We start from the raw sequence: 26,664 nt of genomic DNA on the forward strand, positions 1-26,664 counted from the left end.
GCTTGCCGAGTCCTCACTTTTCCGCCATCCACTCCGCCACGGCCTTCACCACTTGCGGCTCGATCCCGTTGAACCCGTGATAGGACATGGCCTCGCACGGGTCTCCTATGCTTTTGCCGCCGGCGAAGTGGATCAGTCCGGCCTTGGGCGCTTTGGCCAGCTTGTCCATCAGTCCTTGCACGTCGTTGTAGGGGCACTGCTTGCAGCCATCCTGTTCGTGATGGACCACGAGCACGGGTATCTTGAGTTTGTCGAGGGCCATCGCCGGCACCTGTTGGCCGCGATCGTCGCGCAGGATGGTGGCGCTCAGCACGATGCCATCGGGGCCGCCATTGTCCGCCAGACGGATCGCGGTGGACGCCACCGACTGGGTGCCGCGGCTGGTGCCGACCAGCCAGACGGGCAGGTTGGTGTGGCTGCGCATCCAGGCGATCACCGCCTTGGTGTCTTCGGCATGCTCGGCCGACAGGCGCAAGCCGGTCAGGTAGGGCCAGGACAGGCGGTCGCTCGGCGCATCGATGACGACAACCGCGAGCCCGTTGTCGACGAAGAGCTGGCGCGAGCGCACCAGGAAATTGCCGGCGCCCCAGGCAACGCTACCGTTGGGGTAGATGTTCAGGCCACCATGCCCACCTGCGTAGAGGATCACCGCCGCCGTGGGCTGTGCGGGCGCCAGATACAGGAAGCGTTGCGTCACGCCCGGGCGGGTCGGGATGTCAACCACCTGTGGCGCGGTCTGTGCGCATGCAGCCAGGGTGCCGAGCAGCTGCGTGAGGCAGAGCATGGCCTGGCGCAGCCATCGCGGCGGCGTGTTTGCTTGGCGGCAAGGCATGGGCTGTCTCTCCGGGGTTCGCGTTTCGAATTGGCTGGCGGGGCACGGCGCCCGTGGCTGCGCAGCAAGATAGCACTGGCTGCAGGGAGTGACCAATCCACGCTAACACCAGCTTTGTCGCCGATGCAACCTATGCAACCTATGCCGCGGTGCTGACCCGATATACGCAGCGCCGCGCATTGCTCAGCAGATGCTCTTCGCGAGTGACGGTGGCTTGCGCCCCGATGACCTCCTGGAAGATCCGCAGCTCGGCGCGGCAGAACCCCTGGCAGGTCTGCGCAGCGGCGCAGATCGGGCAATGGTCTTCGATCAGCAGCCAGTCCTTGCCGTCTTGCTCAAGGCGCGCCATGTAGCCTTCGGCGTGGCGCAGCGCGGCGAGCGTGGCCAGCCGCTGCTGCAACTCGCCCTGGCCGGCGACTGCCGCGAGATATTGCGCGCGGGTTTCAGACTCGCGCTGGCCGATCAGCTTGTCCATGCCTTGCTCGCCGAACAACTGCCGCACCGATCCGATCAACTGGATGGTGAGTTGCGCGTGGGTATCGGGAAAGCGGCCGTGCCCGCTGGCGGTGAGGGCCCAGTCCTGGCGCGGCCGGCCTGCGCCGCTGGCGCTTTGCTGGCGGCCCTCGACCAGCCCGGCGGCGAGCAGCTTCTGCACCTGCTGGCGCGCGGCCTCGGCTGTGCCGCCCAGCGCCTGGGCGATCTGCGTGGTCGATGCCGCGCCCTTGGTCTTCAGCAGGAACAGGATGCGATCACCCGGAGACCCCGTAGGGTTATCCAAGTTATTGTTTGCATAATTCATGGGCGCGCCCTAATATCCAAAAACTGTCTTGGATATTAGGGCAGGCGGGCGGCAATGTCGAGCCTGCCCTGCATCCGGCCAAGCCGATTATTGCTGTCTCAACGCTGTCTCAACGCTGTCTCGGTGCTGACTCAGTGCTGACTCAGTGCTGTCTATCAAGGAACTCGTCCCATGCAAGCCACTCGTACCCAACACGCATCGCGTCAGCTCACCATGCTTAATCCGCTTGGTCTCTATGATCCCAGCGCCAACGGTTACTCCCATGTGGCGATGGTCGCGCCCGGCGCGGGCCTTGTCTGCGTGGCCGGGCAGGGTGGGGAGCTTGCGGATGGCAGCCTGCCGGACAGTTTCGAGGCGCAGGTGCGCCAGGCGTTCGACAACCTGGGCGTGGCGCTGGCCGCTGCGGGCGCGCAACTGCGCCATGTGGCCAAGCTGACCGTGCTGGTGGTGGATCACGACGAGGCACGCCTGGCCGTGCTGGCGGCAGCGGTGGCGCGGGCCTGGGGCGATGCGCCCAAGCCGGCGTGCACCTTGATTCCGGTGCCGCGGCTGGCGCTTGACGGGATGTTGTTCGAGGTGGAGGCGCTGGCCGTGGCGGAGGGCACAACCTCCTCTGCGTCCGCCGCATCCTCCGGCGCGGTGTAGCCGGTGCCAGTGCGCAGTTCGCCCGTGTTGCGCTCAGGCCGCCAGCTTGGGTTGGCGGGACGGCTGAGGCTGCCCCGCCTGGGTCTCGCCAAACTGCGGATGGTGCGCGAACAGCTCGGCCACCCAGTTGACGAACACGCGCACCTTGGCCGACAGGTGGCGGTTCTGCGGGTACATCGCGGCGATCGGCAACGAGTCCGTGGGCCAGTCGGGCAGGACTTCGACCAGCCGGCCGCTTTCCACATAGGGCAGGGCCATGGCACGCGAGATGCGGGCGATGCCGTGGCTTTCCAGCGCGCAGCTCAGGTAGACGTCGCCGTCGTTGGTGGAAATGGACGAGGGCAGCAGCATTTCCGTGCGCTGCTCGCCTTGCCCGAGTGGCCACGGTACTTCGCGGCCGGTGCGGTTGGACAGGTAGTTCACGGCCCGATGCTGCATCAGCTCGCTGGGCTGGGTGGGCGTGCCGTTGCGCTTGAGATAGACCGGCGAGGCGTAGAGCCCCAGCCGCAGCTGGCCAATGCGGCGCGCCACCATGGTGTCGTCGACCGGGTCGCCCACGCGCAGCACCACATCCACGCCTTCCTTGAGCAGGTCGATGGGCTTGCCGTTGATGGTGAGTTCCATCTTGAGCTCGGGGTAGGCGGCAAAGAACTCGTGCAGCTTGGGGATCAGCACCAGTTGCGCCAGCCCGGCGGTGGTGTCCACGCACAGCGTGCCGCGCGGCGTGTTGTTCTGGTGGGTGAGGGATTGCTCGGCCTCTTCCACGTCCGCCAGGATCCGCACGCAGCGCTCGTAATAGGCGGCGCCGTCGGTGGTCACGCTGATGCGCCGGGTGGTCCGGTGCAGCAGCTTCACGCCGAGATGGGTTTCCAGGTTCTGGATCAGCCGGGTGAGGGTGGCTTTAGGCAGGTCCATGGCCTCGGCCGCGCGTGCAAAGCTGCCGCCATCCACCACGCGGGTGAAGGCCTGCATTGATACGAGACGATCCATGTTCACTCCCCTGGGTAAGGAAACAGGCAGGTCTGGCCGGCGGGGCAGGCACCCGGGTGGGGTGCGGCCCGGCGTGGCTCATGACGGCTTGCGCGGATGCGCAAGTGCGGGAGTGGAGCACAAAATGGATGACCTTGCACAGCAAAGGGTTTCCCGGACGCCACATGCCCGATTATTTCACCGGAGAAACAGTGCATTGGTAAAGCCTCGCTTTATCCCACCTTCATCAACCACCATAATTCGCTGCATCGCAATATGCAATGGATGCGTCGCCATCGCGCCGCACGTGATCGACATGTCGCCCTCGCAATCGAAAGCCGCAGCAGCAGCCTTAGCAGCCGAACTGGCCGAGGGGCGCGTGACAGAGCACGCGGTGGAGAGCTGCGGGCGCACTATCGCGGTGCGCCTGAATTACCCGCCGGGCTATCCGGAGGGTAAGGCCGCACCGTTGCTGCCGTGGCTGATCTACCTGCATGCGGGCGGCTTTGTGGAAGGCAGCCCGGACAAATCCCAGCGCCTGGCGCGCTCGCTGGCTGTTACCGTGCCTGCGGTGGTGGTCACCCCGGCGTATTCGCTGGCCCCCGATTTTCCGTTCCCGGCGGCGCCGGAGGACGTGTTTCATACCGCCGAATGGGTACTGCGCCATGCGCGGCGCCTGAAGGTGGATAAGCAGCGCTTTGCCCTGGTGGGCGAAGAAGCCGGCGGCAACCTGGCGATCGCGCTGTCGCAGATGCTGCGCGACCGCGGCTTGCCTGAGCCGCGCGCGCAGTGGCTGATCCGCCCGGTTACCGATCCGTGCCTGCAGCACGCCTCGTGCTCGGTCGGGCAGGGCGGGCGCAGCGTGCCGCTGGAAATGCTCCAGCGCCTGGCGGGCTACTACCGCGATTACCTGCCGACCCCGGCCGCCAGCGTGCATCCCTACGCGGCCCCGGCGCTGGCCTCGCGGCTGGCCGGCCTGCCGCCCACCTTTGTGCAGGTGGCGGAAGAAGATGCCTTGCGCGCCGAAGGCGAAGCCTTCGTCAGCCGCCTGCAGACGGCCAGGGTGCCGGCGCAGGTCCAGATCATGGCCGGCGCCTGTGGCGCCGGCGTGGAAGTGTCCCACGACCGATGTCAGGTGTGGATAAACGAAGGCGCGCGTTACCTGCAAGGCTATCTTGCCGGCGACGACGACGCCTCACCCAAGGCCGAACGCCAGACAGGAGCCAGCCCGCCCGGCTGATCCCGCGTTACCAATAAGCCAAGCCGGCCTGCGAGCAGCAGGCGTACCGGGCGCGCTTCCTTTGCGCGCTCCGGCGGGGGCGTTCGTCCTATTTTTTGCTTTCCAGTTGAAGAAAACCCGCAGACGGAATACGGAGTCAAGAAAATGAATCAGCAAACTCGACGCACCATGATTGCCCTGGCTATCGTCGCAGTGCTCGGCGCTGGCCTGGCCACCTCGATCTTCAAGCCCTGGCACGCCGGCGAGGCGCAGGCCGTGCCTGGCCCGGCAGCACCCACCACCGTGGACGTGGCAGCGGCCCTTGGCAAGACCATCACCGAATGGGATGAGTTCTCCGGCCGTCTGGAAGCCGTGGACCGGGTTGAGATTCGCGCCCGCGTTGGCGGCACCATCGACGCCGTGCACTTCCGTGAAGGCGCACTGGTAAAGAAGGGCGATCCGCTATTCACCATCGACCCGCGTCCTTATGCCGCGGAGGTAGCGCGCGCGGAAGCCGCGCTGGCTGCCGCGCAAGTGCGTGCCGGCCACGCGCAGACCGAACTGGCCCGCGCGCAGCGTCTGGTGCAGGACAACGCGGTATCGCGCCGCGAGTTCGACGAGCGCGACAACGGTTCGCGCGAAGCCATCGCCAATGTGCGTGCCGCACAGGCCTCGCTGGATGTGGCTCGCCTTAACCTGGCCTATACCCGCATCACCGCGCCGGTCAGCGGGCGGGTATCGCGCGCCGAGATCACGGTGGGCAACCTGGTGGCGGCCGGTGCCGGCACGCCGGTGCTGACCACGGTGGTGTCGGTCTCGCCGGTGTACGCCAGCTTCGAGCTCGACGAGCAGACCTACCTGCGCTATACGGCGGACAAAGCGTCTGGAGCGTCCGGTGCGTCCGGTGGCGAAGGCGGCCAGTCAAAGCTCCCGGTGTTCCTGGGCCTGGCCAACGACGAGGACTATCCGCGCGAGGGCCATATCCAGTCGCTGGACAACCGGCTCGATACCAAGAGCGGCACCATCCGCGTGCGCGCCGTGTTCGACAACCCGGACGGCCGCCTGCTGCCGGGGCTGTATGCACGCATCAAGCTCGGCGGCGGCACGCCGCACCCGGTGGTGCTGATCAACGACCGCGCCATCGGCACCGACCAGGGCAAGAAGTTTGTGCTGGTGCTGGATGGCGCCAACAAGCTGGCCTATCGCGAAGTCACGCTTGGGCCGTCGTATGAAGGGCTGCGCGTGATCCGCCAGGGTTTGAAGGCCGACGAGAAGATCGTGGTCAATGGCCTGCAGCGCGTGCGCCCCGGCATCACGGTCGCGCCCAAGCCGGTCGATATGGCGTTCAAGCGCGAACTGGATCAACGCGGCGAATCGGCTGACCGCAAGCAAGCGGCCACGGAGAAAACCACGGATAAGGCGACCGACGCAAAGCCGGTGACCTGAGCCGATCCGGCATGAACCGCATGCGCTGAATCCGTCAAGGGTTTGCTCCCCCCTCCCGCATGGCGGGAGGGGGGGCGGGGTAGAGGGCGGGCGCATCCATGGTGCGCCGGCTTTGAACGTACCTCTCCCCCGAGGCAAAACCATTTTTTAGCTTCCCCGCTCCACATGGCGCCTGCCATTCAGGCCGCCAGGGGGAGCCCTTTCGCCAAGACTGCCGAGACTGAGATGAATCTCTCGAAATTCTTTATCGACCGGCCTATCTTTGCCGGCGTGCTATCGGTGCTGATCTTCCTGATCGGCGCCATCTCGATGTTCAAGCTACCCATCTCGGAGTATCCCGAGGTGGTGCCGCCGTCCGTGGTGGTGCGCGCGCAGTATCCGGGCGCCAACCCCAAGGTGATTGCCGCTACCGTGGCGTCTCCGCTGGAGGAGCAGATCAACGGCGTCGAGGACATGCTTTACATGTCGTCGCAAGCCAATAGCGATGGCCTGCTGACGCTGACCGTCACCTTCAAGCTCGGCACTGATCCGGACAAGGCCCAGCAGCTTGTGCAGAACCGCGTGGCGCAAGCCGAGCCGCGCCTGCCGGAGGACGTGCGCCGCCTGGGCATCACCACGGTGAAAAGCTCGCCCGACCTGACCATGGTGGTCCACCTGGTCTCGCCGAACGACCGCTACGACATGACCTACCTGCGCAACTACGCGGTGATCAACGTCAAGGACCGCCTGGCGCGGATCCAGGGCGTGGGCCAGGTGCAGCTGTTCGGCTCGGGTGACTATTCCATGCGCGTATGGCTGAACCCCGAGAAGATGGCCGAGCGCAAGCTGGTGGCTGCCGACGTGGTCAAGGCCATCCGCGAGCAGAACGTGCAGGTGGCCGCTGGTGTGATCGGCGCCTCGCCCGCGCTGCCGGGCGCTGACCTGCAGCTGTCCGTGAACGCGCAGGGCCGCCTGGAAACGGTGGAGGCCTTCGGCGACATCATCGTGGCGACCTCGCCCGACGGCGGCGTGACCTACCTGAAGGACGTGTCGCGCATCGAGCTGGGTGCGTCGGAGTACGCGCTGCGCTCGCTGCTGGACAACAAGTCCGCGGTGGCCATTCCGATCTTCCAGGCCCCGGGCTCCAACGCCATCCAGATCTCGGACGACGTGCGCAAGACCATGGAGGAGCTCAAGCAGAACTTCCCCGATGGCGTGGACTACAGCATCGTCTATGACCCGACGCAGTTCGTGCGCCATAGCATCGAGGCCGTGACCCACACGTTGTTCGAGGCGATCGCCCTGGTGGTGCTGGTGGTGATCCTGTTCCTGCAGACGTGGCGCGCCTCGGTGATTCCGCTGCTGGCCGTGCCGGTGTCGATCGTGGGGACGTTCGGGCTGATGCATGCCTTTGGCTTCTCGATCAATGCGTTGTCACTCTTCGGGCTGGTGCTCGCCATCGGGATCGTCGTGGACGATGCGATCGTGGTGGTGGAGAACGTCGAGCGTAATATCGCCGAGGGGTTATCTCCAAAAGAGGCCACCTACAAGGCCATGCGTGAGGTGAGCGGCCCGATCATCGCGATCGCGCTGACGCTGATCGCCGTGTTCGTGCCGCTGGCCTTCATGACGGGCCTGACCGGTCAGTTCTACAAGCAGTTCGCGCTGACCATCGCCATCTCGACCATCATCTCGGCCTTCAATTCGCTGACGCTGTCGCCGGCCTTGTCCGCGCTGCTGCTGCGCGGCCACGATGCGCCGAAGGACTGGCTCTCGCGCGGCATGGATCGCGTGCTGGGTGGCTTCTTTGGCCGCTTCAACCGTTTCTTTGGCGCCAGCGCCGATCATTACGGCAAGGGTGTGAAGGGCGTGATCTCGCGCAAGACGGCGGTGTTCGGCGTCTACGCCGTGATGCTGGCGCTGACCTGGGGTGTGTTCCAGCTGGTGCCCAAGGGCTTTGTGCCGGCGCAGGACAAGCAGTACCTGGTGAGTTTTGCCAAGCTGCCTGACGGCGCCACGCTGGACCGTACCGAAGACGTGATCCGCCAGATGTCGGACATCGCGCTCAAGCAGCCGGGCGTGGAATCGGCGATTGCCTTCCCGGGCCTGTCGATCAATGGCTTCACCAACAGCCCGAGCGCCGGCATCGTCTTCGTCTCGCTCAAGCCGTTTGAAGAACGCAAGACCAAGGAACTGTCGGGCAACGCCATCGCGGCGCAGCTCAACGGCAAGTACGCCGCGATCCAGGACGCCTTTATCGCCGTGTTCCCGCCGCCGCCGGTTCAGGGGCTGGGCACCATCGGCGGCTTCAAGATGATGATCGAGGACCGTGCCGCGCTGGGTTACGACGCCCTGTTCGACGCGACCAACGCCTTTACCAACAAGGCGCGCGCCACGCCGGAGCTGGCCGGTATCTTCACCAACTACCAGGTCAACGTGCCGCAGCTGGATGTGAAGCTCGATCGGGTGATGGCCAAGCAGCTGGGCGTGCCGGTGACGGACGTGTTCGACACGCTGCAGACCTACCTCGGCTCGGCCTATGTCAACGACTTCAACAAGTTTGGCCGGACCTACCAGGTCAAGGTCCAGGCGGATGCGCAGTTCCGCGCCCACGCCGAGGACATCCTGCAACTTAAGACGCGCAACAGCGCTGGCGACATGGTGCCGCTGTCGTCGCTGCTCACCGTCAACCAGGGCTTTGGCCCGGACAGCGTGATCCGCTACAACGGCTTCACCGCAGCCGACATGAACGGCGGCCCGGCCCCGGGCTTCTCCTCGGGCCAGGCCCAAGCCGCGGCCGAGCGCATTGCGGCCGAGACGCTGCCCAAGGGCATCAAGTTCGAGTGGACCGACCTGACCTACCAGGACATCCTAGCCGGCAACGCGGGGGTATGGATCTTCCCGCTGTGCGTGCTGCTGGTGTTCCTGGTGCTGGCCGCGCAGTACGAAAGCCTGACCTTGCCGCTGGCCGTGATCCTGATCGTGCCCCTGAGCCTGCTGGCCGCCATGACTGGCGTGTGGCTGACCAAGGGCGACAACAACATCTTCACGCAGATTGGTTTCATCGTGCTGGTGGGGTTGTCAGCGAAGAACGCGATCCTGATCGTGGAGTTTGCGCGGGAGCTGGAGCATGAAGGCCGCTCCATCGTGGCCGCCGCAATTGAAGCCAGCCGCCTGCGTCTGCGCCCGATCTTGATGACGTCGTTCGCGTTCATCATGGGCGTGGTGCCGCTGGTGGTGTCCACCGGCGCGGGTGCCGAGATGCGCCATGCGATGGGCGTGGCGGTGTTCGCCGGCATGCTGGGCGTGACCTTCTTCGGGCTGTTCCTGACGCCGGTGTTCTACGTGGCGCTGCGTATGCTGGCGACCCGTGGCGAGCGCCGCAAGGTGTCGGACGCGCCGTCGGCGAGCCACAAGGCTATCGCCTCTGCTGAGTAAGGGTGATCGACATGAACGCAACTTTGACATCCAAGATGACATCGCTACTGCCCGCGGCGCTGCCGCGACTGGCCACGCTGGCCGTGGCCCTGATCCTGGCGGGCTGCTCGCTAGCGCCGCCCTACAAGGTGCCGGAAAGCGCGACCGCCGCCACGCCGGCCTACAAGGAAGCGATGGCCGCGCAAGCCGAAGGCACGCAATGGAAGGTGGCCACGCCGGCAGAAGGCGCGCAGCGCGGTGAATGGTGGAAGATCTTCGGCGACGCCGATCTCGACCGCCTGATTGCCACGGCCACCGAGTCCAACCAGGACCTGGCGATCGCCGCGGCGCGGCTCAAGCAGGCCCGCGCCTTCACCGGCGTGGCCGAGGCCGACCAGTACCCGCAGTTGAGCGTGGGCCTGGACCCGACCCGCACCCAGCTCTCGGCCGCCTCGCAGGGGTTGCCCGACGGCACGCGGGTGGCGCCGCAGACGGTGCTCAAGGCGCGCGCCATCGCCAGCTATGAGCTGGACCTGTTCGGCCGCGTGGCGGACAACGTCAAGGCGGCGCGGGCGGAAGGCGACGCTGCCGAAGACCTGTATCGCTCGGTGTTGCTCGCGCTGCAGGCGGACGTTGCGCAAGCCTACTTCGCACTGCGCACGCTCGACAGCGAGCGCGACCTGCTCAACGCCACCATCACCTTGCGCGAGGACGCGCTCAAGCTGCTCAAGCGCCGGTTCGACGAAGGCGAGACCACGGATCTGGATCCCGCGCGCGCCGAAGCCGAGCTGGGTACGGCCCGCGCGGATCTCGCCGGCATCGAACGCCGCCGCGCCAACCAGGAGCACGCGCTGGCGGTGCTGACGGGCGCGCCGCCGGCCGCCTTCACGCTGGCCGCGCGCCCGCTGGACGCCGCGCTGATCGCCGTGCCGGCGGGGCTGCCCTCCGACCTGCTGGAGCGCCGCCCCGACATCGCCCAGGCCGAGCGCCTGATGGCGGCGGCCAACGCGCGCATCGGCGTGGCGAAGGCCGCGTTCTATCCGCGCATCACGCTCACCGGCTTGTTTGGCTTTGAGTCGAACGACTTGTCGAACCTGTTCAAGTGGTCCTCACGCGCGTGGATGCTGGGGCCGCTGGTGGGCAGCACGATCGCCGCGCCGATCTTCGACGGGGGCCGCAACAAGGCCAACCTGGCGGCGGCGCGCGCGCAGCACGAGGAAGCGGTGGCGAGCTATCGCCAGAGCGTGCTGAGCGCGATGCGCGAGGTGGAAGACAGCCTGGCGGACGTACGCTGGCTGAGCCAGCAGGCCGGCGCATTGGACGGCGCACTGGGCGGCGCACGCCGCGCGGCCAAGATCTCGCGCAGCCGCTACGAGGCGGGCGCGGTGGATTACCTGACGGTGATCGATGCGGATCGTACGGTGCTGCAGTCGCAGCGCGAGGCCAACCAGGTGGCCGGGCTGCGTGCCTCCGCCACGGTGGCGCTGGTGCGCCGGCTGGGCGGTGGGTGGGGGCTGTTGCCGGATGCCGCACCCAGTGTGGCGCAGGCGGGCACTGGCCCGCTGGCCGTGAACCACTAGGTTCTGGCGCCAAGCCTTCAAAACGCGGCATCCGCCCTCGCGCGGCTGCCGCGTTTTGTCGTTGCCGCGCCAACGCGGCGAACAAATCTGACTACACTAAAAGCATCGCGGCCACTCCAGCCGGAAAGGCCGCAGGCCGCAGCCCGCACCGCAGCCCGCCGGCGCATAGATTGTCCAGGCCCCCATCATGAGCAGGCGGCGAACCCACAGAAGGCGGACCCCCAAGCGGCGGACCCTGATCGTCGGGTTCCTGGTTTTGGCGGGCGCGGCGGCTGTCCTGTTGCTCCCCTTGCCGCAGTCGTGGCGCCCCGTCACGCATATCGTCAACGAGGCGACGATCGCGCAGCCCGATGCCGTGGTGTTCGACTACGTTTCCACGCCCGCCAACTGGCCCAACTGGCATCCATCCTCGCTCGCCGTGACCGGTGCCTCGGCCGGTCATTCGCTCCTGCCAGGCGAGCAGGTCACCGAGACCTTCTCGGTAGCCGGGCGGCGCGGCCAGGTGGTGTGGACCGCGGTGGAGCGCAGCCCGTCCTCGGCGTGGATGATCCAGGGCACCATCGACGGGCGCGAGGCGGGCGCGGTCCGCTACACGCTCGCCCAGACGCCGGAGGGCACGCATTTCCGGCGCGAATTCAGCTACGCCGCGCCGAACCTGCTGTTTGCGCTGACCAATTGGCTGGTCCTGCGCAAGCGCATCGAGGCCGAGTCGGCCGAGGCGGTGACGCGGCTGCGGGCGGTGCTGGAAGCCCGCAAGCCCCAATCCACCCAAGTTAAGCCTCAGCAAGCCTTGTAGGCGGCATGTCGATGAGGTTTGTGGCGAGGCGGACGTGGCTTAGTCGGATTGCAGGCGGTCCAGATGCTCGAGCAGGATCTGGCGTTCGTTCTCGTGCACGCTGTGCAGTGAAGCAGCGAGCATGATCTCGGCCCCGGGGAGGTACAGGCCGAAGGCGAGTTGATCGCGGGTGGCGGCTCGAAGGAGATGGCTTTGGCGGATGGCGAAACGCAGATGTGAGGCATCCGCGGCGATTAGCCGAAAGCCGTGCCAGCGTGGCAACTGGTTGGATATGTGCTCAAGCAGCCAGTCATTGAGGTGAGCGCAGATATCACTGCTGAGTTTGCTCCGAGCCTGGGCGAAGGCTTGTTCACTGACGCAGCGGCGCAAGGTGTTCTGGCGGGCGAGAGCGGCAAAGAATTGATCGAGTTCGGCTTGCATGCCCATGCGCAAGTTGCCAAGCATGAATGCGATCAGGGTGGGCAGGGTGAGCTTGCGATGACGGGTGAAAGCGGCGGGACACTCAGGATGGCGGGCATGGTCTTGAAAGACCTTGGTATGCAGGTATTGGGAAAGCGCAGCGAACAGATTAGGCAGGAGCATGAGAGCCAAGCGAAGATAGAGAAACGTTCCTCTATTGGCCGCCGCCCTGCTTGCCTGTCAATACCTTGCGCCGCTCAATCGCGGTTTTTTTGGGGCTGCTTAACTTGGGTGGATTGGCTCACGATGGCGCGGACTTCCAGCACGATGGCGTTTTGTTGCTGACGGACGTAGGCATAGACGTCATCCCAATCATCCCTCCGATTTTGGCTGATATGTTGGTTCATCAATTGTGCGAGGCGAGGCATATTCGGTTGCTCCGGAATGGCGAGATCAGCTTCGCCCGAAAGCTCCATTTGTTCAGGAGTCACAGGCTTGGCACCGGCCCCATTGAGCTTGCCCGCCTCGGCGGCCTTGCGCCAGTTGCGCAGTGTCTGATCAGACACGCCCAATTCCGCAGCCAGCTCTCCTGTCGTCTTCCCGGCACGCAGTTGCCTGACCGCCTGTTCCTTGAACTCCGCAGTGAATTCCTGTTTCGGTATCTTTCGCATTTCGCTTCCTTCCAACTAGTTGAGGTTATACCTCACCTCTTGGAAGGCGAAATTTCGGGGGAAGCTCAACATCGCCCTTGCGGGGTTGGTTGCTGTTTCTTTGAGCGGCGATGGTTTTTGCACCCAAGGGCCATACGACATCCCCCTGCGGGGGCTGCCGGTCACTTTTCTTTGACCGGCAAAGAAAACTAACGAAAAGAAAGCCGCCCTGCCGGGAGCAGAGCAATCAGGCTGTTTTTGCCTCGGTGGTTGCGTCGTACGGCCCGGAGTGTTGGCTGGCGTGTCCAACCGGCTTGTAGGTCATCTCTATAGCATGACCCAATGGTCACGTGGTGGTGCCCCTGATCGCTTTGCTCGGTGCGCGTTCGGGCATCTGCCGTTCGCGGTGCGCAGCGCCACGATCCTGCCTGCCTTGGTGGTTTCGTGGTTTTGTCTCTGGCGGCGGACGCCCGGCCATTTGATGCCCTGCCGTACCGGCGCGAGCGGCACCTTGCTACCAACTCCCCTGGTTTCGTGGTGGGCACCGTGGCTCGTCCGCGAGGGCCGTGCTCAGACCTCCCCCCCACGGCGCTCGCCCTCCGCGACAAAACCACGAAACCAGCCACCCCCGAAACGGCGCAGCACTTCGCCCCGCGAACGGCAGATGTGTGAATGGTCACCGCAAGCGAGGTCAGGGGCTGCACGACGTAACCCATAGGTCATGCAGAAATGATGTCCTTGGGGCCGGTAGGATTCGCTAGCCAACACTCCGGGCCGTACGACGCAACCGCCGAGGCCCACAAGCCTTATTGCTCTGCTCCCGGCAGGGCGGTTTTCTTTTCGTTAGTTTTCTTTGCCGGTCAAAGAAAAGTGACCGGCAGCCCCCGCAGGGGGATGTCGTATGGCCCTTGGGTGCAAAAGCCAACGCCGCAGCAAAACCGACCAAAAACGCCAGCTAACCAACCCATCATCCCATCATCCCATCCCCTCAATCCCTCAACCCACACTCCACCACCTCCGCCCCCACCAACGTCTTCAAAACCTGCGGATCAATACTAACCAGATACCCCCTGCGGCCCCCATTGATATAGATCCGCTCCAGCGCCAACACACCTGCCTCAACAAAAACCGGCATCCGCTTGCGCGTCCCGAACGGCGACGTCCCGCCCACCAGATACCCGCTATGCCGCTGCGCCACCTCGGGCTTGCAGGGCTGCACGCTCTTGTGCCCGGTTTGCCGCGCCAGGTTCTTGGTAGACACCGAACAGTCGCCATGCATCAGCACGATCAGCGGCTGCGCACGCTCGTCTTCCATGACCAGGGTCTTGATCACCGCATGCTCGTCCACGCCGAGCTGGCGGGCGGACTCCCCCGTGCCGCCATGCTCGACGTAGTCATAGGCATGCTCGCCAAAGGCAACGCCATGCCGCTTGAGGAACTGGGTGGCCGGGGTTTCCGAAACGTGTTTGGACTTGCTCATGATGGATGACGGATCGCAATGACCGCACGGGCAACCTAGCCGCGCGGATGGTGGTGCTGGTGCAGCTCGCGCAGGCGCTCGCGCGCCACGTGCGTGTAGATCTGCGTGGTGGAGATATCGGCGTGCCCCAGCAGCAACTGCACCACGCGCAGGTCCGCGCCGTGGTTGAGCAGATGGGTGGCAAAGGCATGCCGCAAGGTGTGCGGTGACAGCGGCGCGTAGATCTCGGCTTCGCGCGCGTGGCGCTTGATCAGGTGCCAGAAGGCCTGGCGCGTCATGCCGTCGCCGCGTTGGGTGACGAACAGCGCTTCGCAGGCACGCTCGCCCAACAGCGCAGGCCGGCCTTCGGCCAGGTAGCGGCGCAGCCAGTCGCCGGCTTCGGTGCCAAACGGCACCAGGCGCTCCTTGTTGCCCTTGCCGCCGACCACGCGCGCCACGCCTTCGTTCAGGCTGATCTCGATGGTCTTCATCTGCGTCAGTTCGGACACACGCAGGCCGCTGGCATACATCAGCTCCAGCATGGTGCGGTCGCGCAGGCCAAGCGGCGTGGCGGTGTCGGGTGTCTCCAGCAGCGCCTCGACCTGGGCTTCGGTCAGCGTCTTGGGAAAGCGCGGCGGCTGCTTGGCCGGGCGCAGCAGCAGGCAGGGGTCGGCCGTGATCATGTGCTCGCGCAGCGCCCACTGGAAAAAGCGCTTGAACACGGTCAGCCGCCGGTTGGCGGACGAGGCGCGGGTTTCCAGGTGGCGCGAGGCGAAGTAGCCGTTGAGGGCGGTGTCGTCCACCGCCAGCAGCGCGCAGGTGCCCGATGCGTGCAGCCAGCGCGACAGCAGCGCCAGGTCGCGCCGGTAGGCGTCGATGGTGTTCTGCGCGAGGCCGTCTTCGAGCCACAGCGCGTCGCAGAAGCGGTCGACCAGGGCCAGGTCGGCGAGCAGGGCAGGGCTGTCCTCGGTGCCGACGGTGTCGATGGCGGCGTTGCCGTCTTCGATGTCGTCGAAATGGCCGCTGTCGTCGCCGTCGTCACCGCCGTCAGTCTGCGCAATGTCGTTCATGCCAGCATCACCCCTTCATGGCGCAGCAGCCAGCGTTTGATGTCAAGGAAGAAGCCGTCGCCGTCATGGTTGGCAAAGCCGCCGATGCCGCTGGCGCCAACCACGCGATGGCAGGGAATCACCAGCGGGAAGAAATTTGCGCCGCATGCCTGCCCGACCGCGCGCGGCGCGCTGGCGATCTGCCGCGCCACCGCGCCATAGGTGGTGACCTTGCCACGCGGCACGTTCGAGATCGCTTGCCAGACCCGGCGCTGGAACGCGCTGCCGACCGGCGCCAGCGCAATATCGAAGCGTGCATCCGGATCGGCGTAGTAGGCCTCCAGCTGCCGCGCCAGGCGTTGCGTGACCGCGTTGGCCGGCTCGACGAGCCGCATGCTCGCGGGCAGGTAGACGATCTCGCGGACGAATTCGCCGTCGGTGCGCACGCCGATCTTGCCGAAAGGGGCTGGGAGGATGGCGTCGAAGATGGAGTCCATGGCAGGGGTGGGAAGCGCGAGCCTGGATTTTAGAGCATGGCGGCGGCGCCGGGATGCGCGGTGGCGTGCGGGGCGCATCGCCAGGGGCCATGCAACCAGTTTGACTGGGGTTTCCCCTTCCTTGAGTTCTGGTCTCGCTTATTATTTAATTCAATATGAATTAATTAATGCCGCAGCCAGGCGCACCACCGCCGCCACCCGGTGCGTAACATGACGCAGGCGGCACTCATAACAGCATTCGGAGACGACATGAACAGTGCCAAGGCCGGCCGCGGCGTGAATTCCGCCAGTTTGCGGCTGTACAACGAGCGTGCCCTGCTGCTGGCGCTGCGGCATGCCGGGGAGGCGTCCAAGGCGGATCTCGCCCGCATCGCGCAGCTCACCAACACGGCAGTGGGCAGCATCGTGCAGACGCTCACCGAGGATGGCCTGATCCATGTGGCCGGCCGCCGCCAGGACGGGCAGCGCGGCCAGCCGGCCAGCCTGATCCGCCTGCAGCCCAAGGGCGCGTTCGGCATCGGGGTCCGGCTGGACCGCGGCAGCATCGAGTGCGTGATGGTGGACTTTGGCGGCGAGATCCTCGCCAGCCGTGCCCACCAGATGGTCCTGCCCCACCCGGAGCAAGCACTGGCGCTGGTGCGCGAAGACGTGGCCGAACTGCGCGCGCTGCTCACGCCGGCCGAGCGCAAGCGCCTGCTTGGCATCGGCGTGGCCCAGCCTTACAACCTGGGCGCCTGGCTGCGCGAGCTGGACCTGCAGGACGAGGCATCGCAGGCCACCTTCCGCGCCTGGGATGCCGTGGACTTTGCCGCGGCGCTGTCGGATGCCACCGGCCTGCCGGTGTTTGGCGAGAACGACGGCACCGCCGCCGCCGTGGCCGAGCTGTTCTACGGCAGCCATCACGCGCAGAGCTTCCTCTATGTCTTCGTCGGCCCGGCCATCGGCGGCGGCGTGGCGCTCAACGGTGACTGCGTGCGCGGCGTGTCGGGCAATGCCGGCGACATCGGCATGATGCCGGTGCAGCCCAGCACCCTGGCCTCCGCGCCGCGCACTGGCAAGCGGCGCGACATCCTGCTGGCGCGCGCCTCGCTCAACGCGCTGACGCGCCACCTGCGCTACCACGGCGTGGCCATCGACGGCCACGCCGACCTGGAAGCGCAGGTGCGCGTCCAGCACCCGGCGGTGGCGCAGTGGCTGGACGACTGCATCGATGCGCTGGCGCCCGCCATGCAATCCGCGCTGGCGGTGCTCGACGTGCCGCTGATCATCCTTGACGCCGATATCGACGGTGGCCTGGTGCAGGCGCTGATCGAGCGCCTGCAAGGCGAACTGGACGACGGCGCGCCCGAGGCACGGCGAGCGCCACGCGTGGTGCGTGGCTGCTTTGGCGCCAACGCCGGCGCGGTCGGTGCCGCCTCGCTGCCGATGTTCATGAATTTCTCGCCGCGGGCCGACATGCTCAAAGGCGCATCCGCCATGATTCCGGAGGCCAACCATGCCATCGTCTGATCTGTCCGCTTCGGCTATTTCAGCAACTTCGGCTGCTTTGTCCGATACGTCCACCAAGGCGCCGCTGCTGGCGCTGCGCAATATCTGCAAGACCTTCCCCGGCGTGCGCGCGCTGCGCAACGTCGAGCTCACGGCCTACGCCGGCGAGGTCCACGCCCTGATGGGCGAGAACGGCGCCGGCAAGTCGACGCTGATGAAGATCCTGTCCGGCGCCTACACCGCGGACCCCGGCGGCGAATGCCATATCGGCGGGCAACGGGTGCAGATCGATGGGCCGCAATCGGCGCGCGACCTTGGCGTGGCGGTGATCTACCAGGAGCTGAGCCTGGCGCCCAACCTGAGCGTGGCCGAGAACATCTACCTGGGCCGCGCCCTGCAGCGGCGCGGGCTGGTGGCGCGCGGCGACATGGTGCGCGCCTGCGCGCCCACGCTGGCCAGGCTCGGCGCGGATTTCTCGCCCGCGGCGAACGTGGCGAGCCTGTCGATCGCGCAGCGCCAACTGGTGGAGATCGCACGGGCCGTGCACTTCGAGGCGCGCATCCTGGTGATGGACGAGCCCACCACGCCGCTGTCCACGCACGAGACGGATCGCCTGTTCGCGCTGATCCGCCAGTTGCGCGGCGAAGGCATGGCGATTCTCTATATCAGCCACCGCATGGCCGAGATCGATGAGCTGGCCGATCGCGTGACCGTGTTGCGCGACGGCTGCTTCGTCGGCACGCTGGACCGCGCGCACCTGTCGCAGGCGGCGCTGGTCAAGATGATGGTGGGGCGCGACCTGTCAGGCTTTTACACCAAGACGCACGGCCAGGCGGTCGAGCGCGAGGTGATGCTGTCCGTGCGCGACGTCGCCGATGGCCGGCGCGTCAGGGGCTGCAGCTTTGACCTGCGCGCCGGCGAGGTGCTGGGGCTGGCGGGCCTGGTCGGCGCGGGCCGCACGGAGCTGGCGCGGCTGGTCTTCGGCGCCGACGTGCGCACGCGCGGCGAGGTCCGGATTGCCGACCCGGCCAACCCGGCCGGCGCCGGCGGGCTGGTCACGCTACCGGCCGGCGGCCCGCGCCAGGCCATCGATGCCGGCATTGCCTACCTGACCGAAGACCGCAAGCTGCAGGGCTTGTTCCTGGACCAGAGCGTGCACGAGAACATCAACCTGATCGTGGCCGCGCGCGACGCACTAGGCCTGGGCCGCCTGAACCGGCGCGCCGCGCGCCGCCGCACGGCCGAGGCCATCGACACGCTGGGCATCCGCGTGGCGCATGCGCAGGTCAACGTGGGCGCGCTGTCCGGCGGCAACCAGCAGAAGGTGATGCTGTCGCGGCTGCTGGAAATCCAGCCGCGCGTGCTGATCCTGGATGAGCCCACGCGTGGCGTGGACATCGGCGCCAAGTCGGAGATCTACCGGCTGATCAACGCGCTGGCCCAGAGCGGCGTGGCGATCCTGATGATCTCCAGCGAGCTGCCCGAAGTGGTGGGCCTGTGCGACCGCGTGCTGGTCATGCGCGAGGGCGTGCTGGCCGGCGAGGTGCGCCCCGCCGGCAGCGCGGCCGAGACTCAGGAACGCATCATCGCGCTGGCCACCGGCGCGGCCGCGCAGCCGGCGCCCGCGTGGGCTGCGCGGCCGCACGCTGCCGCCGGCCACGCAACCGGCATCACGCTGCAGTGAGGCAGGGCGCAGCCTGTGCGCCGCCCGCAAGAGACAGAACCATCGACGCCGGCCCGCAACGTTGCGCAGCCGCCGGCGCAGGAGACAACCATGCATGAATCCATTACGCGTCCCGCCGCTTCCACTGGCGCTGCATTGCCCGCGGCCACCCTTGGCCGCCTCACCACCCAGGAGCGCCTGCGCGCGCTTGGCATGCTGCCCGTGCTGGTGCTGCTGTGCGTCGGCTTCTCGGTGCTGACCGAGAACTTCGCCGGCTGGCAGAACCTGTCGATCATTGCGCAGCAAGCCTCCATCAACATGGTGCTGGCCGCGGGCATGACCTTCGTGATCCTGACCGGCGGCATCGATTTGTCGGTGGGCTCCATCCTGTCGATCTCGGCGGTGGTGGCGATGCTGGTGTCGCTGATGCCGCAGCTCGGCATGCTGAGCGTGCCGGCCGCGCTTTTGTGCGGCCTGCTGTTCGGCATCGTCAACGGCGCGCTGGTCGCTTTCATGAAACTGCCGCCGTTCATCGTCACACTGGGCACGCTGACGGCGGTGCGCGGGCTGGCGCGGCTGGTCGGCAACGACAGCACGATCTACAACCCGGATATCGGCTTTGCCTTTATCGGCAACGGCGAAGTATTGGGCGTGCCCTGGCTGGTGATCATCGCCTTTGCCGTGGTGGCGGTGTCGTGGTTTGTGCTGCGCCGTACCGTGCTGGGCTTGCAGATCTACGCGGTGGGCGGCAATGCCGAGGCGGCGCGCCTGTCCGGCATCAAGGTGTGGGTCGTGCTGCTGTTCGTGTACGCGGTGTCCGGGCTGCTGGCGGGGCTGGGCGGCGTGATGTCTTCCGCGCGCCTGTACGCGGCCAACGGGCTGCAGCTTGGCCAGTCGTACGAGCTCGATGCCATCGCCGCGGTCATCCTGGGCGGCACCAGCTTTGTGGGCGGCACCGGCTCCATCGTCGGCACGCTGGTCGGGGCGCTGATCATCGCGGTGCTGTCCAACGGACTGGTGCTGCTGGGCGTGTCCGATATCTGGCAATACATCATCAAGGGGCTGGTGATCATTGGCGCGGTGGCGCTCGACAGCTATCGCCGCAAGGGCTCGGCGCGCACGTGAGGCGTGCGTGACCTGACCACCGGCTACTGGAGACACGATATGTCCAAGCAATACCTGGCGGCACTGGCGATGGCGGCAATGAGCCTGCTGTGCGCCGGCGCAGCCGCACAGAGCGCGCCCGACGCCGCATCGGCGGGCGCGGCCGCGCAACGGCCGCTGAAAAAAGTCGGCGTCACGCTCGGCTCGCTCGGCAACCCGTACTTCGTCGCGCTGGCGCACGGCGCCGAAGCCGCCGCCAAGAAGATCAACCCGGATGCCAAGGTCACGGTGCTGTCCGCCGACTATGACCTCAACAAGCAGTTCTCGCATATCGATAGCTTTATCGTGTCGAAGGTGGACCTGATCCTGATCAACGCGGCCGACGCGCGCGCCATCGAGCCCGCGGTGAAGAAGGCCCGCAAGGCCGGCATCGTGGTGGTGGCGGTAGACGTGGCGGCGGCGGGCGCCGACGCCACCGTGCAGACCGACAACACGCAGGCCGGCGAACTGGCCTGCGCCTTCCTCGCCGAGCAGATGGGCGGGCGCGGGAACCTCATCATCCAGAATGGCCCGCCGGTGTCTGCCGTGCTGGATCGCGTGAAGGGCTGCAAGACGGTGCTGGGCAAGCACCCTGGCATCCACGTGCTCTCCGATGACCAGGATGGCAAGGGCTCGCGCGAGGGCGGTCTCAATGTCATGCAGCTTTACCTGACCCGCTTCCCCAGGATCGACGCGGTCTTCACCATCAACGACCCGCAGGCTGTCGGCGCCGACCTGGCCGCGCGTCAGCTGAACCGCCGTGGCATCCTGATCGCGTCTGTCGACGGCGCGCCCGATATCGAGGCCGCGCTCAAGGCCAACACGCTGGTGCAGGCCTCGGCCAGCCAGGACCCGTGGGCCATCGCCCGCACCGCGGTGGAGATCGGCGTGGGGCTGATGCATGGCCAGGCGCCCGTAAACCGCACCGTGTTGTTGCCGCCCACACTGGTGACGCGAGCCAATGTGAACGAGTACAAGGGCTGGGCGGCGCCGCGCTAGCCGGGCGGCCCGCGCTCAACTTACAACCGAATTCCCTGATAGCCGATGAACCTACCAACCTACCAACCGACCATCCGACTGGTGAAACCATGCCAAACAATGCTGTAGGCGCAGTCCCCGAATTCGACTTCGTGCTGTTCGGCGGCACCGGCGACCTGGCCACACGCAAGCTGCTGCCGGCGCTGTTCGACGCGCACTGCGTGGGCTCGCTGCACCCGCGCGGGCGCATCCTCGCACTCGGCAGCCAGCCGCTCGGCCAGGATGCCTACCTGGCCATGCTGGAGTCCAAGGTGCGTCCGGCGCTGCCGGCCGCCGCGGCGGCCGAAGTCTGGCAGGCCTTTGTCGCGCGCATCCTCTACCTGCAGGTGGACGCCAACGCGCCGGAGGGGTTCGATGCACTCGCCGAGCTGGTCCGTGCCCGCGCCGCGCCGGTGGTGGTGTTCTACCTGGCCACCGGCCCGCACCTGTTCGTGCCGATCTGCGAGCAACTGGCCCGCACCGGCCTGAACCACGCGGGCGTGCGCATCGTGCTGGAAAAGCCGCTGGGCCACGATCTGGCGTCGTCCGACGCGATCAACTCCGCGGTGGCGCAACACTTCGCCGAAGACCAGATCTACCGCATCGACCATTACCTGGGTAAGGAGTCGGTGCAGAACCTGATGGCGATGCGCTTTGGCAACGTACTGTTCGAACCGCTGTGGCGGCGCGAATGGGTGCGCGACGTGCAGATCACCATCGCCGAGGAAATCGGCGTGGAAAAGCGCGGTGCATTCTACGACGGCATCGGCGCGCTGCGCGACATGGTGCAGAACCACCTGCTGCAACTGCTGTGCATGGTGGCGATGGAGCCGCCTGCCAGCTTGTCGGAGGACGCGATCCGCGATGAGAAGCTGAAGATCCTCAAGGCGCTCAAGCCCATCGAGTTGAACGAGGTCGCCGAGAAGGTGGTGCGCGGGCAATACTGCCGTGGCGCGGCGGCCGGCGACGCCGTGCCGGGCTATGTGAACGAGCCGGCCGTCGCGCCCGACAGCCAGACCGAGACCTTCGTCGCGATCAAGGCGGAGATCGCCAACTGGCGCTGGGCCGGCGTGCCGTTCTACCTGCGCACCGGCAAGCGCATGCAATCGCGCCTGGCCGAGATCGTGATCCAGTTCCGCGACGTGCCGTATTCGCTGTTCCCGCGTCCGCTGGACCACGAGCCCGGCAACCGGCTGGTGATCACCCTGCAGCCGGAGGAAAGCATCCGCCTGCATTTCCTGGTCAAGCATCCCGGCGACACGCAGGCGCTGCAGCCCGCCACGCTGGACCTGCAACGCATGCTGCCGCGCGGGCAGGGCAATCGCCACGAGCGCAAGACCGGCGCTTACGAGCGGCTGCTGCTTGACGTGATCCGGGGGCGGCTCGGGCTGTTCGTGCGGCGCGACGAGCAGGCACAGGCCTGGCGCTGGGTCGCGCCGATCCAGCAGGCCTGGGCGCAGAGCAATCTCGCGCCCAAGCTCTACACCGCCGGCACCTGGGGGCCGGCGGCGTCGAGCGCGCTGCCCTCGCGCGATGGCGCGGTGTGGCATGAAGAGCTGTGAGGTCTCTGTGAGACGTCTGTAAGACGCCTTGTGAAGCCAGTCTGAAGCATGGCGCCGCGCCAGCAGTTGCCCGCGCGGCGGCGAGTACAGGAGTTGATTCGATGTCCGCGATGTTCCCGGTGTCCCCGACGTCCCCGAGGTCCGAAAGGTCTCGTTCCCTGCCGACCTGGCAGCGGCTGCAAGCGCATGCGCAAACCATTCGCCATGCTCACCTGCGCGACTGGTTCGACGGCCAGCAGGGCGAAGCCCGTAGCGCCGGCTTCGTGGCCGAGGCGGCTGGCCTGACGCTGGACTACGCCAAGAACCGTGTCACCGACACCACCATGGCGCTGCTCTTCGCGCTGGCCGACGAGGCCGGCGTGAGCGCGCGGCGCGATGCCATGTACCGCGGCGAAGCCGTCAACACCACTGAGCGCCGCGCCGCGCTGCATATGGCGCTGCGCGCGTGGCCGCAGGACGGCTTTCACGCGCAGGGCGTGGCGGTGGCCGACGACGTGGCTGCGGTGCTCTCTCAGATGGAGCGTTTTGCCGACGCGGTGCGCGGCGGCACGTGGCGCGGCTGGAATGGCCGCCGGATCACCGACGTGATCAATATCGGCATCGGCGGCTCGGACCTCGGCCCGCGCATGGTCTGCCGCGCGCTCGCGCACCTGGACACCGAAGGGCCGCGCCTGCATTTTGTCGCCAATGTGGATGGCAGCGATCTGGCCGCCGTGCTCGCGCGGCTGGACGCCGCCAGCACGCTGGTGGTGGTTTGCTCCAAGACCTTCACCACGCTGGAGACCATGGCCAACGCGCACACCGCGTGCACCTGGTTCCTGCGCCACGGCGTGCCGCAGGCACAGTTGGCCAGCCACTTCGTCGCGGTTTCCACCAACCGGCAAGCGGTGGCCGCGTTCGGTATCGACCCCGCCAATATGTTCCCGTTCTGGGACTGGGTGGGCGGGCGCTTCTCGCTGTGGTCCGCGGTGGGGTTGTCGATTGCGCTGGCTGTTGGCTTTGCGCGCTTTCGCCAGTTGCTCGACGGCGCCCGCGCCATGGACCGGCATTTTGCCGAGGCCGACGCGCCGCAAAACATGCCGATGATCCTCGGCCTGCTCGACGTGTGGTATCGCAGCTTCCTGGGCACCGGCAGCCGCTGCGTGGCGCCGTACTGCGAGCCGCTCGAACTGCTGCCGGCCTTCTTGCAGCAGCTCGAGATGGAGAGCAACGGCAAGTCCGTGCAGCTCGATGGCACCGCCGCCGCGCAAGGCACCGCGCCGGTGGTGTGGGGCACCACCGGCACCAACGGACAGCACGCCTACTTCCAGATGGTGCACCAGGGCTCGCACTGGATGCCGGTGGATTTCATCGCCGCGCTGGAGCCGGTGCACCCGATGCCGGGCCACCACGGCAAGCTGCTCGCCAACTGTTTTGCGCAAGGCGAGGCATTGCTGCGCGGGCGCACCGCGCAAGAGGTCAGGGCGCTCGGCGTGCAGGACGAAGCGCTGGTGCCGCACATGGTGTTCGAGGGCAACCGCCCCAGCAACACGCTGTTGCTGCAGCGGCTCGATCCGTATCACCTGGGCGCATTGATCGCGCTCTCGGAGCACCGCACCTTCGTGCAGGGCGTGCTGTGGAATATCAACTCGTTCGACCAGTGGGGCGTGGAGCTCGGCAAGCAGCTTGCCGCGCCGATCGCCTGCGAGCTCGACGGCGGGCCAGCCCGCCCGCATGATGCTTCCACCGCCGGCCTGATCCGGCGCGCATTGGCCGCTGCATCGGCCTGGCAAGGCTGACGCGCGGCAGCGCACGCACTGGGAAATACGAGAAAGAGGATGCAATGACAACGACATCATGGCCAGCCTACGTCGTCTTCGGCGAGGCATTGACCGATATGGTCCACCAGGGCGGGCAGGACTGGCTCGGCCTGCCCGGCGGCTCGTGCTGGAATGTGGCCCGCGTGGGCGCGCGGCTGGGCGTGCCCACCGCCTTTGCCGGGGCGATCAGCGCCGACACGCTGGGCGACCAGCTAGCCGAGGCCAGTGCCGAGGCCGGCCTGGACCTGCGCTTCCTGCAGCGCGTGGAGCGCTCGCCGCTGCTGGCGTTTGTCGGCGCGCAGCACCCGCCGCAGTACTTCTTCGTCGGCGACGACAGCGCCGACCTCTACTTCGATCCCGAGCGCTTGCCGGCGGGCTGGCGCCAGGCCGCGCGCACCGTGCACTTCGGCTCGCTCAGCCTCGCGCGCCAGCCGCTCGCCGCGCGCCTGTGCACGGAAGCCACGCAGGCCAGCGCCGCGGGCAAGCGCATCGCCTTCGATCCCAACTTCCGCACGCCCATGCGCGCGCCGGAGTATCAGGCCGTCTTTGCGCATATGGCTGGCCTGGCCGACTACATCAAGGTATCGGACGAAGACCTGCGCGGCCTGTACCCCGCACTGGACGAACACGCCGCGCTTGCCGCGCTCAGGGCGCTGGCGCCGCAGGCACGCGTGCTGCTGACGCGCGGCGCGGACGGCATGACGCTGTTGCACGGGGATGGTGCTTGTGAGCAGCCGGTTTTCGCCGTCGATGTGGTGGATACCGTTGGCTGCGGCGACGCTGCAATGGGCGGATGGATGGCGGGATTGCTGCTGGACCCCGAGGCGACGCTGGCGCGGCAGGCGCGATGGGCTGCCGCTACCGCGGCGGTGGCGGCCACGCGTGCGGGGGCGTATTCGCCGACGGCGGCTGAGGTGAGTGTGCTGCTGGGGGAGGCGGTGGTTTTGGCCTCTTTGGGCTGATCGCGTTGGATCGGCGTTGCCGTGCTCCCTGCCGTGTTCGCTGCCATGCACCCCTCTCCCGCGTGCGGGAGAGGGGCTGGGGGAGAGGGCGGGCGCTCGTTACGCCGTCGTGCTGGAAAACACCGCGGGCTTCGTTTCAAGTGGCTCCTAGCTAAGCCACCCCTCTCCCCGGCCCTCTCCCCATGAGGGGAGAGGGAGAGCCGTCGTCATGGCGCGCGGCTTTGGCCCGCTCGCCGGCTTCGGCTAGTGACGCGGGTTTGACACCGAGATCACTGCTCCAGCTTGATGTTCTGCACCTTCACCAGCGTCTTCATCTTCTCGAATTCCTTCTTGATCTCCGCCGCATGCTCTGCCGGGGTGTTGCCCGAAGGTTCCGCGCCGGCAGTGCGCAGGCGCTGCTGGAAGTCCTTGTCCTGCAGTGCCTTGACCGCGGCTTCGTTCAGCTTCTTGATGACTTCGTCAGGCGTGCCGGCCGGGGCCACCAGGCCGTACCAGGCCGGGTCGTTCGGCTCCTTCAGGCCGAGCTCGCCGAAGGTCGGCACGTTCGGCAGGGAGTCGAGGCGCTTGTTCCAGGCCACCACGATCGGGCGCAGCTTGCCGGCCTTGATGTAGGGCATCGAGGAGGGCAGGTTGTCGACCATGATCGGCACCTGGCCGGCCAGCACGTCGTTCAGCGCCGGGCCCGCGCCGCGGTAGGGGATATGGACCATGAAGGTCTTGGTCGAGACCTTGAACTGCTCGCCCAGCATGTGGCCGAAGGCGCAGGTGCCGGAGGTCGCGTACGAATACTTGCCCGGGTTGGCCTTGAGCACGGCCAGGAACTCCTTGTAGTCCTTGGCCGGGAAGTTCGGGTTGACCGCGATGACGTTGGCCACGTTGGCCAGGTTGGTGACGGGCTTGAAGTCCTTGATCGGGTCGTACGACAGCTTGGGGTTGCAGGCCGGGTTGACCGCCATGGTGGAGACCGTGGAAATGCCGATGGTGTAGCCATCGGGCGCGGCCTTGGCGATGGCGTCGGCGCCGATCGAGCCGCCCCCGCCGGCGCGGTTTTCCACCACTACGGGCTGGCCCAGGATGCGGCTCATCTGGTCGGCCGCGCCGCGGCCCACGATGTCCGTCGTGCCGCCGGGCGCAAACGGGATGATCAGCCGGATCGGCTTGGTCGGGAAGCTTTGCGCCTGCGCCACGGAGGCCGCTGCTGCCAGGCCTAGGGCCAGGGCGATTTTGCTGGTTTGCATGAGATCGTGTCTCCCGTCAAAGGACCGGGCGGGGATATCCGCCCAAGGTAAAGAAC

21 protein-coding genes and 1 pseudogene are annotated in these 26,664 nt (G+C 66.9%); 13 read left to right on the forward strand and 9 right to left on the reverse strand.

The window, feature by feature from the left end:
• Nucleotides 1-13 precede the first annotated feature (13 nt).
• Together A9975_RS06385 and A9975_RS06390 are read right to left on the reverse strand one after the other, a co-directional pair.
• On the reverse strand, nucleotides 14-832 hold the full coding sequence (locus A9975_RS06385) for an alpha/beta hydrolase (protein ID WP_255503094.1): 819 nt from the start codon (nucleotides 830-832) through the stop codon (nucleotides 14-16).
• Between the two features lie 139 nt (nucleotides 833-971).
• Complete coding sequence (locus tag A9975_RS06390; protein WP_183031902.1) at nucleotides 972-1,631, reverse strand: metalloregulator ArsR/SmtB family transcription factor; 660 nt, start codon at nucleotides 1,629-1,631, stop codon at nucleotides 972-974.
• Between the two features lie 171 nt (nucleotides 1,632-1,802).
• Between A9975_RS06390 and A9975_RS06395 the strand changes: the two genes are divergently transcribed.
• Nucleotides 1,803-2,276 carry a RidA family protein gene (locus A9975_RS06395; RefSeq protein ID WP_183031903.1) on the forward strand — a complete coding sequence of 158 codons (474 nt, stop codon included), beginning with the start codon at nucleotides 1,803-1,805 and terminating at the stop codon, nucleotides 2,274-2,276.
• A gap of 33 nt (nucleotides 2,277-2,309) precedes the next feature.
• On the opposite strand, the gene A9975_RS06400 is transcribed toward A9975_RS06395, so the two are convergent.
• Nucleotides 2,310-3,266, reverse strand: a complete 957-nt coding sequence (locus A9975_RS06400; protein ID WP_183031904.1) for a LysR family transcriptional regulator — start codon at nucleotides 3,264-3,266, stop codon at nucleotides 2,310-2,312.
• A gap of 295 nt (nucleotides 3,267-3,561) precedes the next feature.
• On the opposite strand from A9975_RS06400, the gene A9975_RS06405 reads away from it, so the two are divergent.
• The 5 genes from A9975_RS06405 to A9975_RS06425 all read left to right on the forward strand — a co-directional run bounded on the left by A9975_RS06405 (nucleotide 3,562) and on the right by A9975_RS06425 (nucleotide 11,682).
• Nucleotides 3,562-4,485: an alpha/beta hydrolase gene (locus tag A9975_RS06405; RefSeq protein ID WP_183031905.1), complete on the forward strand. Its 924-nt coding sequence runs from the start codon at nucleotides 3,562-3,564 to the stop codon at nucleotides 4,483-4,485.
• A 144-nt stretch (nucleotides 4,486-4,629) separates the two neighbouring features.
• Nucleotides 4,630-5,910, forward strand: a complete 1,281-nt coding sequence (locus A9975_RS06410; RefSeq protein ID WP_183031906.1) for an efflux RND transporter periplasmic adaptor subunit — start codon at nucleotides 4,630-4,632, stop codon at nucleotides 5,908-5,910.
• Nucleotides 5,911-6,135: 225 nt separating this feature from the next.
• The gene (locus A9975_RS06415; protein ID WP_183031907.1) at nucleotides 6,136-9,327 is read left to right on the forward strand and encodes an efflux RND transporter permease subunit; all 3,192 of its coding nucleotides are present in this window, start codon (nucleotides 6,136-6,138) and stop codon (nucleotides 9,325-9,327) included.
• A gap of 35 nt (nucleotides 9,328-9,362) precedes the next feature.
• Complete coding sequence (locus A9975_RS06420) at nucleotides 9,363-10,886, forward strand: efflux transporter outer membrane subunit (protein WP_255503095.1); 1,524 nt, start codon at nucleotides 9,363-9,365, stop codon at nucleotides 10,884-10,886.
• Nucleotides 10,887-11,142: 256 nt separating this feature from the next.
• The gene (locus tag A9975_RS06425; RefSeq protein WP_183031958.1) at nucleotides 11,143-11,682 is read left to right on the forward strand and encodes an SRPBCC family protein; all 540 of its coding nucleotides are present in this window, start codon (nucleotides 11,143-11,145) and stop codon (nucleotides 11,680-11,682) included.
• A gap of 39 nt (nucleotides 11,683-11,721) precedes the next feature.
• Here A9975_RS06425 and A9975_RS06430 read toward each other — a convergent pair whose 3' ends face one another.
• The 5 genes and pseudogenes from A9975_RS06430 to A9975_RS06450 all read right to left on the reverse strand — a co-directional run bounded on the left by A9975_RS06430 (nucleotide 11,722) and on the right by A9975_RS06450 (nucleotide 15,736).
• A complete protein-coding gene (locus A9975_RS06430; RefSeq protein ID WP_255503096.1) occupies nucleotides 11,722-12,264 on the reverse strand; it encodes a hypothetical protein in 543 nt (180 codons plus the stop codon).
• Between the two features lie 281 nt (nucleotides 12,265-12,545).
• Nucleotides 12,546-12,752: pseudogene (locus tag A9975_RS37980) on the reverse strand (transposase); the annotation flags it as partial.
• Nucleotides 12,753-13,719: 967 nt separating this feature from the next.
• Nucleotides 13,720-14,211 (reverse strand): aminoacyl-tRNA deacylase, encoded by a 492-nt coding sequence (locus A9975_RS06440; RefSeq protein ID WP_183031910.1) that lies wholly within the window; start codon nucleotides 14,209-14,211, stop codon nucleotides 13,720-13,722.
• A 35-nt stretch (nucleotides 14,212-14,246) separates the two neighbouring features.
• Nucleotides 14,247-15,260 carry a site-specific tyrosine recombinase XerD gene (gene xerD / locus A9975_RS06445; protein ID WP_255503097.1) on the reverse strand — a complete coding sequence of 338 codons (1,014 nt, stop codon included), beginning with the start codon at nucleotides 15,258-15,260 and terminating at the stop codon, nucleotides 14,247-14,249.
• Complete coding sequence (locus A9975_RS06450) at nucleotides 15,257-15,736, reverse strand: methylated-DNA--[protein]-cysteine S-methyltransferase (protein ID WP_183031911.1); 480 nt, start codon at nucleotides 15,734-15,736, stop codon at nucleotides 15,257-15,259. Before A9975_RS06450 ends, xerD begins: the two co-directional genes overlap by 4 nt.
• A gap of 249 nt (nucleotides 15,737-15,985) precedes the next feature.
• Between A9975_RS06450 and A9975_RS06455 the strand changes: the two genes are divergently transcribed.
• The 7 genes from A9975_RS06455 (at nucleotide 15,986) to A9975_RS06485 (ending at nucleotide 25,370) form a co-directional block, all read left to right on the forward strand.
• Nucleotides 15,986-17,245 (forward strand): ROK family transcriptional regulator, encoded by a 1,260-nt coding sequence (locus tag A9975_RS06455; RefSeq protein WP_183031912.1) that lies wholly within the window; start codon nucleotides 15,986-15,988, stop codon nucleotides 17,243-17,245.
• Nucleotides 17,246-17,282: 37 nt separating this feature from the next.
• On the forward strand, nucleotides 17,283-18,908 hold the full coding sequence (locus A9975_RS06460; RefSeq protein WP_183031960.1) for a sugar ABC transporter ATP-binding protein: 1,626 nt from the start codon (nucleotides 17,283-17,285) through the stop codon (nucleotides 18,906-18,908).
• A 90-nt stretch (nucleotides 18,909-18,998) separates the two neighbouring features.
• Nucleotides 18,999-20,012: a ribose ABC transporter permease gene (locus A9975_RS06465; protein WP_183031913.1), complete on the forward strand. Its 1,014-nt coding sequence runs from the start codon at nucleotides 18,999-19,001 to the stop codon at nucleotides 20,010-20,012.
• A gap of 78 nt (nucleotides 20,013-20,090) precedes the next feature.
• Entirely contained in the window at nucleotides 20,091-21,029 is a 939-nt protein-coding gene (locus tag A9975_RS06470; RefSeq protein ID WP_370564041.1) for an ABC transporter substrate-binding protein, read from the forward strand.
• A gap of 89 nt (nucleotides 21,030-21,118) precedes the next feature.
• Nucleotides 21,119-22,609 carry a glucose-6-phosphate dehydrogenase gene (gene zwf, locus A9975_RS06475; protein WP_183031915.1) on the forward strand — a complete coding sequence of 497 codons (1,491 nt, stop codon included), beginning with the start codon at nucleotides 21,119-21,121 and terminating at the stop codon, nucleotides 22,607-22,609.
• Between the two features lie 101 nt (nucleotides 22,610-22,710).
• On the forward strand, nucleotides 22,711-24,387 hold the full coding sequence (gene pgi / locus A9975_RS06480) for a glucose-6-phosphate isomerase (protein ID WP_255503098.1): 1,677 nt from the start codon (nucleotides 22,711-22,713) through the stop codon (nucleotides 24,385-24,387).
• A gap of 44 nt (nucleotides 24,388-24,431) precedes the next feature.
• Entirely contained in the window at nucleotides 24,432-25,370 is a 939-nt protein-coding gene (locus tag A9975_RS06485) for a carbohydrate kinase (protein ID WP_183031916.1), read from the forward strand.
• A gap of 269 nt (nucleotides 25,371-25,639) precedes the next feature.
• Here A9975_RS06485 and A9975_RS06490 read toward each other — a convergent pair whose 3' ends face one another.
• Nucleotides 25,640-26,608, reverse strand: coding sequence for a tripartite tricarboxylate transporter substrate binding protein BugE (locus A9975_RS06490; protein ID WP_183031917.1), 969 nt, complete (start codon nucleotides 26,606-26,608; stop codon nucleotides 25,640-25,642).
• Between the last annotated feature and the right edge of the window lie 56 nt (nucleotides 26,609-26,664).

The sequence above is a fragment of the Cupriavidus sp. UME77 genome (assembly GCF_014170355.1).
In the GTDB taxonomy this organism is placed as follows: domain Bacteria; phylum Pseudomonadota; class Gammaproteobacteria; order Burkholderiales; family Burkholderiaceae; genus Cupriavidus; species Cupriavidus basilensis.

What these genes read in the sequence shown, in the direction of transcription:
- A9975_RS06440 (WP_183031910.1), bottom strand. Translation starts at nt 14,211, where the DNA reads ATGAGCAAGTCCAAACACGTTTCGGAAACCCCGGCCACCCAGTTCCTC.
- A9975_RS06405 (WP_183031905.1), top strand. Translation starts at nt 3,562, where the DNA reads ATGTCGCCCTCGCAATCGAAAGCCGCAGCAGCAGCCTTAGCAGCCGAA.
- A9975_RS06490 (WP_183031917.1), bottom strand. Translation starts at nt 26,608, where the DNA reads ATGCAAACCAGCAAAATCGCCCTGGCCCTAGGCCTGGCAGCAGCGGCC.
- A9975_RS06455 (WP_183031912.1), top strand. Translation starts at nt 15,986, where the DNA reads ATGAACAGTGCCAAGGCCGGCCGCGGCGTGAATTCCGCCAGTTTGCGG.
- xerD (WP_255503097.1), bottom strand. Translation starts at nt 15,260, where the DNA reads ATGAACGACATTGCGCAGACTGACGGCGGTGACGACGGCGACGACAGC.
- A9975_RS06415 (WP_183031907.1), top strand. Translation starts at nt 6,136, where the DNA reads ATGAATCTCTCGAAATTCTTTATCGACCGGCCTATCTTTGCCGGCGTG.
- A9975_RS06390 (WP_183031902.1), bottom strand. Translation starts at nt 1,631, where the DNA reads ATGAATTATGCAAACAATAACTTGGATAACCCTACGGGGTCTCCGGGT.
- A9975_RS06465 (WP_183031913.1), top strand. Translation starts at nt 18,999, where the DNA reads ATGCATGAATCCATTACGCGTCCCGCCGCTTCCACTGGCGCTGCATTG.
- A9975_RS06430 (WP_255503096.1), bottom strand. Translation starts at nt 12,264, where the DNA reads ATGCTCCTGCCTAATCTGTTCGCTGCGCTTTCCCAATACCTGCATACC.
- A9975_RS06400 (WP_183031904.1), bottom strand. Translation starts at nt 3,266, where the DNA reads ATGGATCGTCTCGTATCAATGCAGGCCTTCACCCGCGTGGTGGATGGC.
- A9975_RS06470 (WP_370564041.1), top strand. Translation starts at nt 20,091, where the DNA reads ATGAGCCTGCTGTGCGCCGGCGCAGCCGCACAGAGCGCGCCCGACGCC.
- A9975_RS06485 (WP_183031916.1), top strand. Translation starts at nt 24,432, where the DNA reads ATGACAACGACATCATGGCCAGCCTACGTCGTCTTCGGCGAGGCATTG.
- pgi (WP_255503098.1), top strand. Translation starts at nt 22,711, where the DNA reads ATGTCCGCGATGTTCCCGGTGTCCCCGACGTCCCCGAGGTCCGAAAGG.
- A9975_RS06420 (WP_255503095.1), top strand. Translation starts at nt 9,363, where the DNA reads ATGACATCGCTACTGCCCGCGGCGCTGCCGCGACTGGCCACGCTGGCC.
- A9975_RS06410 (WP_183031906.1), top strand. Translation starts at nt 4,630, where the DNA reads ATGAATCAGCAAACTCGACGCACCATGATTGCCCTGGCTATCGTCGCA.
- zwf (WP_183031915.1), top strand. Translation starts at nt 21,119, where the DNA reads ATGCCAAACAATGCTGTAGGCGCAGTCCCCGAATTCGACTTCGTGCTG.
- A9975_RS06395 (WP_183031903.1), top strand. Translation starts at nt 1,803, where the DNA reads ATGCAAGCCACTCGTACCCAACACGCATCGCGTCAGCTCACCATGCTT.
- A9975_RS06450 (WP_183031911.1), bottom strand. Translation starts at nt 15,736, where the DNA reads ATGGACTCCATCTTCGACGCCATCCTCCCAGCCCCTTTCGGCAAGATC.
- A9975_RS06385 (WP_255503094.1), bottom strand. Translation starts at nt 832, where the DNA reads ATGCCTTGCCGCCAAGCAAACACGCCGCCGCGATGGCTGCGCCAGGCC.